The organism is Streptomyces sp. NPDC044704, assembly GCF_056433525.1.
The window spans coordinates 575,551-589,001 of sequence record NZ_JBWKGY010000005.1; the positions used below are offsets into that span (position 1 = coordinate 575,551).

13 protein-coding genes are annotated in these 13,451 nt (G+C 71.7%); 6 read left to right on the forward strand and 7 right to left on the reverse strand.

The window, feature by feature from the left end; genetic code table 11:
• Positions 1-56: 56 nt before the first annotated feature.
• Entirely contained in the window at positions 57-1,700 is a 1,644-nt protein-coding gene (locus AC07B0_RS16525; RefSeq protein WP_469381408.1) for a threonine/serine exporter family protein, read from the reverse strand.
• 347 nt (positions 1,701-2,047) lie between these two features.
• Positions 2,048-2,542 carry an inorganic diphosphatase gene (locus AC07B0_RS16530; RefSeq protein WP_008742522.1) on the reverse strand — a complete coding sequence of 165 codons (495 nt, stop codon included), beginning with the start codon at positions 2,540-2,542 and terminating at the stop codon, positions 2,048-2,050.
• Positions 2,543-2,675: 133 nt separating this feature from the next.
• Here AC07B0_RS16530 and dacB point away from each other — a divergent pair, with 133 nt between their 5' ends.
• The 6 genes from dacB to folE all read left to right on the forward strand — a co-directional run bounded on the left by dacB (position 2,676) and on the right by folE (position 10,266).
• Positions 2,676-4,145 carry a D-alanyl-D-alanine carboxypeptidase/D-alanyl-D-alanine endopeptidase gene (gene dacB, locus AC07B0_RS16535; RefSeq protein ID WP_478898490.1) on the forward strand — a complete coding sequence of 490 codons (1,470 nt, stop codon included), beginning with the start codon at positions 2,676-2,678 and terminating at the stop codon, positions 4,143-4,145.
• A gap of 38 nt (positions 4,146-4,183) precedes the next feature.
• Positions 4,184-5,332, forward strand: coding sequence for a zinc-dependent metalloprotease (locus tag AC07B0_RS16540; protein WP_478898492.1), 1,149 nt, complete (start codon positions 4,184-4,186; stop codon positions 5,330-5,332).
• 280 nt (positions 5,333-5,612) lie between these two features.
• Entirely contained in the window at positions 5,613-6,662 is a 1,050-nt protein-coding gene (gene tilS, locus AC07B0_RS16545) for a tRNA lysidine(34) synthetase TilS (protein WP_469381413.1), read from the forward strand.
• A 66-nt stretch (positions 6,663-6,728) separates the two neighbouring features.
• Positions 6,729-7,289 carry a hypoxanthine phosphoribosyltransferase gene (hpt, locus tag AC07B0_RS16550; RefSeq protein WP_030158549.1) on the forward strand — a complete coding sequence of 187 codons (561 nt, stop codon included), beginning with the start codon at positions 6,729-6,731 and terminating at the stop codon, positions 7,287-7,289.
• Between the two features lie 241 nt (positions 7,290-7,530).
• On the forward strand, positions 7,531-9,561 hold the full coding sequence (gene ftsH, locus AC07B0_RS16555) for an ATP-dependent zinc metalloprotease FtsH (RefSeq protein WP_356871285.1): 2,031 nt from the start codon (positions 7,531-7,533) through the stop codon (positions 9,559-9,561).
• A 96-nt stretch (positions 9,562-9,657) separates the two neighbouring features.
• Positions 9,658-10,266 carry a GTP cyclohydrolase I FolE gene (gene folE / locus AC07B0_RS16560; RefSeq protein ID WP_356871283.1) on the forward strand — a complete coding sequence of 203 codons (609 nt, stop codon included), beginning with the start codon at positions 9,658-9,660 and terminating at the stop codon, positions 10,264-10,266.
• Positions 10,267-10,344: 78 nt separating this feature from the next.
• Here folE and AC07B0_RS16565 read toward each other — a convergent pair whose 3' ends face one another.
• From AC07B0_RS16565 to folP, 5 genes are all read right to left on the reverse strand, one after another.
• Entirely contained in the window at positions 10,345-10,830 is a 486-nt protein-coding gene (locus AC07B0_RS16565) for a DUF3180 domain-containing protein (protein ID WP_356871281.1), read from the reverse strand.
• Between the two features lie 46 nt (positions 10,831-10,876).
• Positions 10,877-11,485: a 2-amino-4-hydroxy-6-hydroxymethyldihydropteridine diphosphokinase gene (gene folK / locus AC07B0_RS16570; protein ID WP_356871279.1), complete on the reverse strand. Its 609-nt coding sequence runs from the start codon at positions 11,483-11,485 to the stop codon at positions 10,877-10,879.
• A complete protein-coding gene (gene folB / locus AC07B0_RS16575; RefSeq protein ID WP_150209025.1) occupies positions 11,482-11,841 on the reverse strand; it encodes a dihydroneopterin aldolase in 360 nt (119 codons plus the stop codon). The genes folK and folB overlap by 4 nt, the downstream gene beginning before the upstream one ends.
• Before the next feature lie 131 nt (positions 11,842-11,972).
• Positions 11,973-12,359, reverse strand: a complete 387-nt coding sequence (locus AC07B0_RS16580; protein WP_467295767.1) for a nuclear transport factor 2 family protein — start codon at positions 12,357-12,359, stop codon at positions 11,973-11,975.
• A gap of 85 nt (positions 12,360-12,444) precedes the next feature.
• On the reverse strand, positions 12,445-13,317 hold the full coding sequence (gene folP / locus AC07B0_RS16585; RefSeq protein ID WP_356871275.1) for a dihydropteroate synthase: 873 nt from the start codon (positions 13,315-13,317) through the stop codon (positions 12,445-12,447).
• Positions 13,318-13,451 lie beyond the last annotated feature (134 nt).

The following is a 13,451-nucleotide window of genomic DNA, read 5'->3' on the forward strand; positions in this document are numbered from 1 at the left end:
GGACCCCGACGGGTCCCGGGGCGTTCGTATGCCCGCAGGCGGCCGCCCAGCGGCGGTCAGAAGCCGCGGGTCCGCTTCGCCGCCCGGCGCTTCGCGGCGCTCTCCGCCCCCGGGATCCGCATGAACAGGCGGGAGGTCTCCGAACCGAGGTTGACCCCGACCGCGATGGCGAGGGCGATGGCCGCCGCGTTGGTCAGCGAGGCCAGCCCCGTGTCCAGCCGGTTCTCGGCGATCGACAGCAGCCCGAAGTACGTCGCGGAGCCCGGCAGCAGCGGCCCGATGGCCGCCGTCACGTACGGCAGGGCGGAGGCGAACCGGTAACGGGAGAAGAGCTGCCCGAAGAGGCCGACCAGACCGGCCGCGATGGCCGTGGACGGCACCGCCGGCAGCTCCGCGGCCCGCAGCGCCCCGAAGGTCACCCAGGCCACCCCGCCGTTCAGGGTCACGATCAGCACCGTGGAGCGCTCCTGCTGGAGCAGGATGGCGAAGGTGAACACCAGGACCATCGAGGCGATGATCTGGAGCACCGGCCGGGACGGGATCTGGAGCACCTCGTCCGCGTTCGGTTCGGCGCCGAACTGCAGGCCGACGTAGATCACCACGAGCACGCCCACGATGATCCCGATGAAGAGGTACATGACCTCCAGGAGCCGGGCCGAGGCGGTGATGTAGAAGCCGGTCAGGCCGTCCTGCACGGCCGCGACCAGGGCCCGCCCGGGCAGCAGCGCGAACAGCCCACCGGTGATCACGGCGGAGGCGCGGACGTCGATCTCGGCGATCTTCAGGGCCACCCCGATCGCGGCCGGGGGCATCGCCGCGACCACGAACTGGTAGAACTCCGGCAGCCCGCGCCCGGCGCAGTACCAGGCCAGCCGGTCGCCGAGGACGGCGCCGAGGACGGCGCAGAAGAACACCGTCACCCCACCGCCGACCAGCGTCGACGCGGCCCCGGCGAGCAGCCCGGCGGCGGCCGTGAGCACCCAGGAGGGGTACGGGTGGCGGTTGCGGCGGATCTCGGCGAGGCGGCGGTAGGCCTCCTCCAGGGAGACCTCCACCTCGTGCGCGCTGATGTCGTCCACCAGCCGGAAGACGGCCGCGAGCCGGGTGTAGTCCGTGCCGCGGCGGCGCACGGTGCGGTTCGCCGAGACGGGGTCGTCCACCAGGGAGGGCTGGTGGGTGATGGAGAGCAGGGTGAAGGTGACCGTGGGTTCGCAGCGGTCGAGCCCGTACGAGCGGGCGACGGCGAACATGGCCGCCTCGACGTCCTCCGCGCCCTCGCCGCCCGCCAGGAGCAGCTCGCCGATGCGCAGCGTGAGGTCGAGCACGCGCCCCACCGCGGGTCCGCTCTCGCCCTTCTGCACCGGCTCGGCCACCGGGCGGACGTCCACCGGCATGCGCAGCATGACGCGCATGCGGTCCTGCCAGGGCGATTCCTTCATCCGGGACACGGGGAGACCGCTCATCCCGGGGGTATACGCCGGCGGGGAGTGCTGGGCGCTGTAGGTGGCCGGGGCGGCGAAGGCGGAGCCCTCGGGCTCCACGGGCACCGCGGCCATGCCGTCGGGGACGGCGAACTCCGAGGTCGGCTGGTCGTCCTCCGGGACCTCCGACGCGATGCCGGGCGGCGGTGTGAAGGCACTGCGCGCCTCGTCCGACTTCGGCTTCCGGTCCTCGGAACCCGGTCCTTCGGCCTCCGCCACGCGTCCTCCTGTCCTGGCCAGCCCGGTCACAAGTATGCGGAATCGTTTCCTCCCCGGCGAAGCGGACGATCGTCCGCCGGTTCGGTACCGCACCGGCCCGTGTTCCTCCGCCGGGCCGCCCGTAATCTCCCGGCGCCCCTGCGGCGTCCCTCCGGTCCCCTTCAGGCGCCCTTACGGCATTCCTGCGGCGCTGCTCCGGCGTCCCTCCGGCGTTCCTCCGGCACCTCTCCGGAACACGCCCGTCCGGCCCCGGACACGACGAACGGGCGGCACCCCCGGAAGGGTGCCGCCCGTCGTCATGTCAGCCGGTCGGCGCAAGGCGCCGACGGAACCTCACCGAGCGGAGCTCAGTGGTGGCCGCCCTGCGCCTCCAGGCGCTTGTACGAGGCCTCGATCTCGGCCTCGGCCTCGGTGCGGCCGACCCAGTTCGCGCCCTCGACGGACTTGCCCGGCTCCAGGTCCTTGTAGACCTCGAAGAAGTGCTGGATCTCCAGGCGGTCGAACTCGGAGACGTGGTGGATGTCGCGCAGGTGCTCGACACGCGGGTCCGAGGCCGGCACGCACAGCAGCTTGTCGTCGCCGCCCGCCTCGTCCGTCATGCGGAACATGCCGATCGCGCGGCACTTGATCAGGCAGCCGGGGAAGGTCGGCTCGTCCAGGATGACCAGCGCGTCCAGCGGGTCGCCGTCCTCGCCGAGGGTGTTCTCGACGAAGCCGTAGTCGGCCGGGTAGCTGGTCGAGGTGAAGAGGCGACGGTCCAGACGGATCCGGCCGGTCTCGTGGTCCACCTCGTACTTGTTCCGCGAACCCTTGGGGATCTCGATGGTGACGTCGAACTCCACGTCCTGCTCCTCCATGTCCAGCTTCATGCTTCGGGACTGCATTGAATTCAACTGCGTGCGCGTCCGGCCCGGCCCTGTCGGGTGGGGTGCCATGCTCGCGGCAAGACGCAGTGGTTAAGTGTCCCTCACGCATATGTGTGATCGCGAAAGGGGCTGGTCCGAGGTGCCATTGGTCAAGACGTGGCAGCTCATCGCGGGGTCGGCCGTCGCCGGCCTCGCCCTCTCGGCGGTGACGGTGGCAGCCGCCGGTCCGTGGGACTCCGGCCAGCGTAAGGCCGAGCGGGACAGGGCCGCCTCCTGGAGCCATACGGGTGGCGGAGATCACGTCGCCGGCGGCCTGCCGCGGCCCGCGCCCAGCGCCCCCGGAGTGCTGCCCGGCATCGCCCCGCGCACCGGAGCGCCCGACCAGCCGGCCGCCGCGGCCCCCGGCGGCTCCGCGGCGCTGGCCGGGGTCCTCGGGCCGCTGCTCGCCGACCGCGCGCTCGGTACCGTCCGCAGCGCCTCGGTGGTCGACACCGCGACGGGCCGGGTCCTCTACGAGTCCGGGCCGGGCGAGGCCATGACCCCGGCCTCCACCATCAAGATCGCCACGGCGGCGGCAGCGCTGGCCGCCCTCGGCCCCGAGCACCGGATCCGGACCACGGTGGTCCCCGGGGCCGGGCCCGGGCAGATCGTCCTGGTCGGCGGCGGCGACCCCTCGCTCACCGCGAAGAAGAAGAGCCCCGCCGGATCCGGCGGCAGCCTCGTCGCCCTCGCCGCCGACACCGCCCAGGCCCTCAAGGCCGCTGGCACCGACACCGTCACCCTCGGCTACGACGACTTCCTCTACACCGGCACCGTCCGGCACCCGATCGGCCGCAACGACAACATCGCCCCCGTCACCGCCCTCACGGCCGACGAAGGACGCCCCGACGAATCCGTCTCCGGGCCCGTCGAGCGCAGCGACGACCCCTCGACGGACACCGCCGCCGCCTTCGCCGCCCTGCTCCGCGAACGCGGCATCAAGGTCACCGGCGACCCCGCCCGCACCAAGGCCGCCGCCGGGGCGCAGCCGCTGGCCGCCACCCACTCCACCCCGCTCGCGGGGCTCGTCGAGCGGATGCTGACCAACAGCGACAACGACATCGCCGAAGCCCTCGCCCGGCAGACCGCCCTCGCCGCCGGCGCCCCCGCCAGTTTCGAGGGCGCCGAGAAGGCCGTCTCCGACGAGCTCGCCGCCCTCGGCCTCGACGTCAGCGGCTCCCGCTTCGCCGACGGCAGCGGCCTGAACCGCGCCGACAAGGTCAGCACCCGGCTCCTGACCGGGCTCCTCGCCAAGGCCGCCGACCCCCGCCACCCCGAGCTGCGGCCCGTCCTCACCGGCCTGCCCGTCGCCGGATTCACCGGGACCCTGCGCGCCCGCAACGCCGGCACCTCCCCCGCCGCGGGCCTGCTCCGGGCCAAGACGGGCACCCTGACCGGCGTGAACTCCCTCGCCGGCACCGCCGTCGACCCGTCCGGACGGCTCCTCGCCTTCGCCTTCCTCACCGCCAACAGCACCGACGGTCCCGCCGCCGAGAAGGGCCTCGACAAGCTGGCCGCCGCGGTGGCCACCACACCGTAGGGGGTCCGCTCCGGCGCAGGTCCACGTACGGTTTACGCATGACGAGCATCGGTGGTGCGGAGATGGTCGACTGGAACCTCGCGGTGGCGACCGCGACCCGGCTCGTGCGGCCGGGTCCGGAAGTCAGCCGCGACGAGGCCCGGGCCGTGGTGGCGGAACTGCGGCGGCACGCGCGGACCTCGGAACAGCACGTGCGCGACTTCACCCGGATGATGGCCGCCCTGCCCGACGGCGGGGCCTCCGTCCCCGACACGCCCGTCCTCGTCGTCGACCGGGCCGGATGGGTCAAGGCCAACGTGGCCGGGTTCCGCGAACTCCTCGGCCCGCTCCTCGGCAAGATGCAGGAGCGCCGCGGCACCGGCGCCGGCGGCGCCGTCCTCGGCGCGGTCGGCGGCAAGGTCACCGGCGTCGAGCTGGGCATGCTGCTCAGCTTCCTGGCCTCCCGCGTCCTCGGCCAGTACGAGACCTTCGCACCGGGCGGCCTCGACCTGCCCGGCTCCGCCGCGACCGGCGGCAGGCTGCTCCTCGTCGCCCCGAACATCGTGCACGTCGAGCGCGAGCTCGGGGTCAACCCGCACGACTTCCGGCTGTGGGTCTGCCTGCACGAGGAGACGCACCGTACCCAGTTCACGGCCGTCCCGTGGCTGCGCGCCCACCTGGAGGGCGAAATCCAGACGTTCCTCGGCGCCACCGAAATGGACCCCTCCACCGTCCTGGAACGCCTCCGCGAGGCCGTCCAGTCCTTCGCCGGGGCCCGCCCGGAAGCCGAGGACGGCGACGAGGGCCGCTCGCTCGTCGAGCTCGTCCAGACCCCCGAACAGCGCGAGGTGCTGAGCCGCCTCACCGCCGTCATGTCCCTCCTGGAGGGCCACGCCGACTTCGTCATGGACGGCGTCGGACCCGAGGTCGTCCCCTCCGTCGCCGAGATCCGCGAGAAGTTCCAGCAGCGCAGGGCCAGCGGCGCGGGCCGCCTCGACGCCGCCCTGCGCAAGCTCCTCGGCCTCGACGCCAAGCTCCGCCAGTACCGCGACGGCGAGCGCTTCGTGCGCGCCGTCGTCGGCCAGGTCGGCATGGACGGCTTCAACCGAGTCTGGACCTCACCGAACACGCTGCCGACCAAAGCGGAGATCGCCAAGCCCGCGGACTGGGTGGCCCGGGTGCACGGCAGGGGGAGCGAAGGGAGCTAAGGAAGGTGACGCAGGGGGCGTAAACATGTCTCACTGGGGGAAGCAGCGTCACCCGTCCGAGGGACCGTGGGCCGTGCAAGGGCGTGCGATGCTCGGGGAACGGCTCGGTTCTGTCACCATCGACGCACTCTGAGTGACAACCCGCTCCTTCCGGGGGCTCCTCCGCGGGATCCCGCGGACACCGGACAGCGAACCGGGCAGCACCGAACAGCGCCGAACAGCACCCCCTCGCACCACCCCAACGCCTCCGAGCATCCGAACTCCACGAAGGGCACCGGACATGGGTCCCCATCCTGCGGTCGCGGCGATACGCCTGGCGGTCCGCCGCGTACTCCACGACGTCCTCACCGACCTCACCGACCACCCCCGGACCCCGACCCGGGGAACCCCCCGCACCCCGGACGGCGCCCCGCCACTCGTCCTCGTCGCCTGCTCCGGCGGCGCCGACTCCATGGCACTCGCCTCCGCCCTCGCCTTCGAAGCCCCCAAGCTCGGCATCCGGGCCGGCGGCATCACCGTCGACCACGGCCTCCAGGCCGGCTCCGACCTGCGCGCCGCCGAGGTCGTCACCCGCATGACCGCACTCCGCCTCGACCCGGTGGAGTCCGTCGCCGTGCGCGTCGGCCGCGACGGCGGACCCGAAGCCGCCGCCCGCGACGCCCGCTACTCCGCCCTCGACGAGGCCGCGGACCGGCTGGGAGCCGCCGCCGTCCTGCTCGGCCACACGCGTGACGACCAAGCGGAAACCGTCCTGCTCGGCCTCGCCCGCGGCTCCGGCATCCGCTCCCTCTCGGGCATGGCGGAGGTCTCCGGAGGACCCGGCCGCACCAAGCGCTACCGCCGCCCCTTCCTCCAGATCGACCGGCAGACCGCCCGCAAGGCCTGCATGGTCCAGTCCCTCCCCGTCTGGGACGACCCGCACAACATCGACCCCGCCTACACCCGCTCCCGGCTGCGCCACGAGGGACTGCCCGCCCTGGAGAAGGCGCTCGGCAAGGGAGTCGTCGAGGCGCTCGCCCGCACCGCGCAGCTCTCCCGGGACGACGCGGACGCCCTGGACGCCTGGGCCGCCGACGCGGAGGCCGGCGTACGTGACGATGACGGACGCCTGGAGTGCGCCAAGCTGTACGCCCTGCCCCCGGCCGTACGGCGCCGCGTGCTGCGCAGGGCCGTGGTCGCGGCCGGATCCCCCTCGGGTTCCCTGTTCGCCCGCCACATCGAGGAAGTGGACCGCCTCATCACCGGCTGGCGCGGTCAGGGCGCCATCAACCTGCCCGGCCGCGTCGAGGCCCAGCGGCAGGGTGGCAGACTTGTCATCCGGCAGGGCTGATTGGTGCTGAAACACGGCTGAGTCCTCCGGGGACACCCCCCGGAGCCCCGGCCGACAACGAAAGTGATGCGGGTGGACGAGAAGGACATGGGCAGCGACCTCCAGTCGGTGCTCATCACCAAGGAAGAGATCGACGCGAAGCTGGCCGAGCTGGCCGCGAAGATCGACGCGGAGTACGCGGGCAAGGACCTGCTCATCGTCGGCGTGCTCAAGGGCGCGGTGATGGTGATGGCGGACCTGGCGCGCGCCTTGTCCACCCCGCTCACCATGGACTGGATGGCGGTGTCCTCCTACGGCGCCGGGACCCAGTCCTCCGGCGTGGTGCGGATCCTCAAGGACCTGGACACCGACATCAAGGACAAGCACGTCCTGATCGTCGAGGACATCATCGACTCCGGTCTGACGCTGTCCTGGCTGCTGTCGAACCTGGGCTCGCGCCAGCCGGCCTCCCTGGAGGTCGTCACGCTGCTGCGCAAGCCCGACGCCGCGAAGGTCGCGATCGACGTGAAGTGGGTCGGCTTCGACATCCCGAACGAGTTCGTCGTGGGCTACGGCCTCGACTACGCGGAGAAGTACCGCAACCTGCCGTTCGTCGGCACGCTCGCCCCGCACGTCTACGGCGGCTGACACCCCCTGGCCGCGCCACCCGCGCAGCCGCCACCGAGGAACCGCGCCCCCGGCCAAGACCGCGGGGGAACCTGGGGAACCTCGGGGCGATTCCCGCCGTTGGAGCAGGGGAAGGCGGGTCTGTCAGCCGTCCCACGGGGCCGCGGGTGACAATACAGGGGTACATTCCGAAGAACAGTCTTTACTCACAGCAGCATTTACCTACGGGCAGGAGGGACGGGGTGCCTAGCGCCCCGTATGGATGGACGTGAAGCGATACTTCCGTGGGCCGGTCATGTGGATCGTGCTGGCCGTCCTCGCCGTGGTCGTGTTGATGAACGTCGTCGGCTCCGGCGGCGGCTACAAGTCGGTGGAGACCAGCGAGGTCATCAAGGCGATCAACAGTGGCCAGGTGGAGAGCGCCAAGCTGACCACCGGCGACAGCCAGATGATCAAGATCGAGCTCAAGAAGGACCAGAAGCTCGGCAACAACGACGGCACCAAGTTCCAGGCCAACTACATCGGGGATCAGGGCGTACAGCTCGCCCAGAACCTCCAGACCAAGTACGAAGCCGGTCAGATCCCGGACGGATACTCCGTCACCCCGGACAAGACCAGCCCGTTCCTGAGCGTGCTGCTCTCGCTCCTGCCCTTCGTCCTCATCGTCGTGGTCTTCCTGTTCCTGATGAACCAGATGCAGGGCGGCGGCTCCCGGGTCATGAACTTCGGGAAGTCCAAGGCCAAGCTCATCACCAAGGACACCCCGAAGACGACGTTCGCCGACGTCGCGGGATCGGACGAGGCCGTCGAGGAACTCCACGAGATCAAGGAGTTCCTCCAGGAGCCGGCGAAGTTCCAGGCCGTCGGCGCCAAGATCCCCAAGGGCGTGCTGCTCTACGGCCCGCCCGGCACCGGCAAGACCCTGCTCGCGCGCGCCGTCGCGGGCGAGGCCGGCGTTCCCTTCTACTCGATCTCCGGATCCGACTTCGTCGAGATGTTCGTCGGTGTCGGTGCCTCGCGTGTCCGCGACCTGTTCGAGCAGGCCAAGGCCAACGCGCCGGCGATCGTCTTCGTCGACGAGATCGACGCCGTCGGCCGGCACCGCGGTGCGGGTCTCGGCGGCGGTCACGACGAGCGCGAGCAGACCCTCAACCAGCTGCTGGTCGAGATGGACGGTTTCGACGTCAAGGGCGGGGTCATCCTGATCGCCGCCACGAACCGTCCTGACATCCTCGACCCGGCACTGCTGCGCCCGGGCCGCTTCGACCGGCAGATCGCGGTCGACCGCCCGGACATGCAGGGCCGTCTGGAGATCCTCAAGGTCCACCAGAAGGGCAAGCCGGTCGCCCCGGACGTCGACCTGGGCGCGGTTGCCCGGCGCACGCCCGGCTTCACCGGTGCCGATCTCTCCAACGTCCTGAACGAGGCCGCGCTGCTCACGGCCCGCTCGGACAAGAAGCTGATCGACAACCACGCGCTCGACGAGGCCATCGACCGCGTCGTGGCGGGCCCGCAGAAGCGGACCCGGATCATGTCGGACAAGGAAAAGAAGATCACCGCGTACCACGAGGGCGGACACGCCCTGGTCGCGGCGGCCTCCCCGAACTCCGACCCGGTCCACAAGATCACGATCCTGTCCCGCGGCCGGGCCCTGGGTTACACCATGGTCCTGCCCGACGAGGACAAGTACTCGACCACGCGCAACGAGATGCTCGACCAGCTGGCGTACATGCTGGGCGGGCGCGCGGCCGAGGAGCTGGTCTTCCACGACCCGACGACGGGCGCGGCGAACGACATCGAGAAGGCCACCGCCACGGCGCGGGCCATGGTCACGCAGTACGGCATGACCGAGCGTCTCGGTGCGATCAAGTTCGGCGGCGACAACACCGAGCCGTTCCTGGGCCGCGAGATGTCGCACCCGCGGGACTACTCGGAAGAGGTCGCGGCGCTGGTCGACGAAGAGGTCAAGAAGCTCATCGAGACCGCGCACAACGAGGCCTGGGAGATCCTGGTCGAGAACCGGGACGTCCTGGACAACCTCGTGCTCGCGCTGCTGGAGAAGGAGACGCTGAACAAGGAGCAGATCGCCGAGATCTTCTCCACGATCGTGAAGCGTCCGGCCCGTCCCGCGTGGACCGGCTCCTCCCGCCGCACCCCCTCCACCCGTCCGCCGGTGCTCTCTCCCAAGGAGCTCCAGCTGACGAACGCCGCCAACGGCGCCTCGGCGCCCTCGTCGGCCGTGTCGGTGGAGAAGGCCCCGGAGCCCTCCCCGGAGGAGCGTCCGGAGGCCTGATCAGGCCCGGAATGGATGCCGCGCCCCCCAGGTTCTAGCCTGGGGGGCGCGGCACTTTTCATGTGGCCGTGTGTACGGACCAGGAACGAGGATGAGATGACCGACCCAGTGACCCTGACCGGTGGCGAGGGCACGATCGGCGAGTTCGACGAGAAGCGCGCCGAGGCGGCCGTCCGAGAGCTCCTGATCGCGGTCGGCGAGGATCCCGACCGCGAGGGCCTGCTGGAGACGCCGGCGCGCGTGGCGCGGGCGTACAAGGAGATATTCGCCGGTCTCTACCAGAAGCCCGAAGAGGTCCTGACGACGACGTTCGACCTGGGCCACGACGAGATGGTCCTGGTCAAGGACATCGAGGTCATGTCGAACTGTGAGCACCACCTGGTGCCCTTCCACGGTGTCGCGCACGTCGGCTACATCCCGTCCTCCGACGGCAAGATCACCGGCCTGTCGAAGCTGGCCCGGCTCGTGGACGTCTTCGCCCGCCGGCCGCAGGTCCAGGAGCGGCTGACCACCCAGATAGCGGACTCCCTGATGGAGATACTGGACCCGCGCGGGGTCATCGTGGTCATCGAGTGCGAGCACATGTGCATGACCATGCGCGGCGTCCGCAAGCCCGGCGCGAAGACCATCACCTCGGCGGTTCGCGGCCAGCTCCGCGATCCGGCGACCCGCAACGAGGCCATGTCCCTGATCATCGCGCGCTGATCCGGTCCGGGAGCGGCCGAGCCGTCCCCCCGAGGGCCCGGGTACCTCGGCCGGGGCCCGCGGCTTCCCCGGGACGTCTCAGGCCGTGGCCGGGGCCTTGCCCGGGTCGTCGTCCTCGGGGAGCTTCAGGACGTGCTCCAGGAAGAGTGCGGCGGCGATGACGGCGGCGCCCGCGAGGACGGAGCCGCCCGCGTACCAGGCCTGGTCGCGGCGGGCGGGCACGTCGAGGGCGTCGGTGAGCAGGAAGACGCCGACCCCGCCGTACATGCCGGCGACGAGCGCCGCGACGAGGGCGCTGGCCTGCCCGAAGACCACGGCGCGGGCCGCCATCAGCGGCTCGACGCCCTTGGCCCCCGGACGCCGCTCGCGCTGGGCCTTCAGCCGGCTCCGCATCGACAGGGCGGTGGCGAACAGCACGGCCGCGATGACGGCCAGCACGATCGGGGCGGCCAGCGGGACGCCCGGCAGGGTCCCGTAGGCGTTCCACAGCCGGGCACCCGCCCAGGACAGGACCCCGGCGATCAGGAAGATGCCCGCCAGGACCGCCGGCCTCAGTTGCTTCACTTGCCCGTTCCCCACTTTCAGCCAGTAGCAGTGAACAGGCTAACGACTACTCGGGGAGGCGGAGTTCCAGGTCCGGGCGTGCCGTGACGCCGGCCAGGCCGATTCCGGCCAGCAGGGCGGCGACGGGGCCGATGCCGGGGACCTGGGCCTCGGGGTCGATGTCGTGCCAGGGGGCGAGGACGAAGGCCCGCTGGTGGGCGCGGGGGTGCGGGAGGGTGAGGACGGGGTCGTCGGAGACCACGTCGGCGTAGGAGACGATGTCGACGTCGATGGTGCGGGGCCCCCAGCGCTCCTCGCGGACGCGGTCGAAGGCCTCCTCGATGGCGTGGCCGCGCTCCAGGAGCGACGACGGCGGCAGGGTGGTCTTCACCGCGATGACCGCGTTGAAGTACGAGGGCTGAGAGCCGGGCTCGACGCCCCACGGCTCGGTCTCGTAGACGGGGGAGACGGCCTTGACCCGCAGGCCCGGGGTGTCGCCGAGGGCGTCGATGGCGCCCTGGAGGGTCTCCAGCCGGTTGCCGAGGTTCGCGCCGAGCGCGACGACGGCCCATTTGGGGTTGGACAGCGTGACGTCCGCCGCGTCGACCGCCTCGACGACGGAGGCGGGCACCGGCTGGACGGTGGGGTCGCTCTGTGCGTTCAGTCCGTTGTTCATGCGCGGCTCCGGGTGATCGTGATGGTCACGTCGTCGAAGGGGACGGTGATGGGCGCGTCCGGCTTGTGGACGACGACCTCCACCTGTGCCACCGCTTCGTGCTTGAGGCACTGCTGGGCGATCCGCTCGGCGAGCGTCTCGATCAGGTCCACGGGCTCGCCCTGGACCACGTCGACGACTTCCTCGGCGACCACTCCGTAGTGCACGGTCTTGGCCAGGTCGTCGTCGGCCGCCGCGGGGCGGGTGTCGATGTGCAGCACGAGGTCGACGATGAAGGTCTGGCCCTCTTCGCGCTCCCGGGGGAAGACGCCGTGGTGCCCGCGAGCCTTGAGGCCGCGCAGCGCGACACGATCCACGCGAATCACTCCTGCTTTCGTAGGTGCTTCCGGCCCCCGGGACACCCGGGGCCATGGGCCTACGCCGAGTGCGGTCGGCGTCGTCCGCCTTCGAATTTACCTGCGATGGAGCCCGGGCCCCGCCCTTGGGGTCAGTCGGTGCCCTCTTCTTCCTCGTCATCGGAGTCCGTGAGGACCGGAGAACCGTGGTGGGACCAGAGCCGCCAGCCCTCCGGTGTGCGTCGGAACACATTCGTGGCGACCACCAGCTGGCCCACGAGGGGGCCCAGCTCGCCGCCGTCCTCGGCGGGCCCGCCGCTGAGGATGTTCTCGGTGCACGTGACCAGGGCGGTGTCGCCTATCAGGGCCACCTTGGTGTCGGTGAGGAAGAACTGGATGTACTCGGTGTGGGACATGATCAGCGCGTACGAGCGCAGCACCTCCCCGCGGCCCGAGAGGACCGGCCAGCCCGGGTGCACGCAGGAGATCTCGTCTTCGAGCCAGAGCGCCGACAGTGCGTCGAAGTCCCCCCGCTCCATGGCCTCGTAGAAGGCCGCGTTGACCTCTTCGACGGCTTCGATGTCGGTACGGCTCACCGTGCCCCTTCCCTGTCTGTCCGGCGGATCACAGTGCCCCTTCCACGGCACGGGCCACCCGAACCGCGTCCGCGGTCGCCCGTACCTCGTGCACCCGGACGGCCCAGGCGCCCTGGTGGGCGGCTATGGCGGAGACGGCGGCCGTGGCGGCGTCCCGCTCGCGGGCCGGGGGCGGGGAGGCGTCGGCGGCGCCGGCCAGGACCCGTCCGAGGAAACGCTTCCGCGAGGCGGCGACCAGCAGGGGGAAGCCGAGCGCGCGGAGCTCGGGGAGGCGGGCGACGAGGGCCAGGTCGTGCTCGGCGTTCTTCGCGAAGCCGAGGCCGGGGTCGACGACGATCCGCTCGGGGGCGATGCCGCCGGAGACGACGGCGTCGATGCGGGTCCGGAGTTCGGCGGTGACCTCGCCGAGGACGTCCTCGTAGACGGCGAGGCTGTTCATGCCCTCGCTGAAGCCGCGCCAGTGCATGACCACGAAGGGCACCTCGGCGGCGGCGACGGCCGGGATCATGCCGGGGTCGGCGAGGCCGCCGCTGACGTCGTTGACGAGGACGGCGCCGGCCTCGACGGCGCGGGCGGCGACGGCCGCGCGCATGGTGTCGACGGAGACGGCGACCCCTTCGGAGGCGAGGCCGCGCACCACGGGCACGACCCGGCGCAGCTCCTCCTCCGCGTCGACGCGGGAGGCGCCGGGGCGGGTGGATTCGCCGCCGACGTCCACGAGGTCGGCGCCCTGGGCGACGAGGTCGAGGCCGCGCTTGACGGCCGCGGTGGTGTCGAACCAGCGGCCGCCGTCGGAGAAGGAGTCGGGCGTGACGTTGACGACGCCCATGACCCCGCAGCGGTCCCAGTCGGGCAGACCTGTCACCCGGCCCCTGGCGGCGGCTCCGCGGTTGTTGTTCATGGGTCCCAGGGTAGAGCCCGTGTCCTGGCCGGGCGTTTCACGGGGATCCGGGTGGGCCGCCGCGGCCGTGCGGGGAAAGGGAACGGGCCCGGCGGGGTGTGCCGCCGGGCCCGGGAGTGCGTACCGCGCCCGGC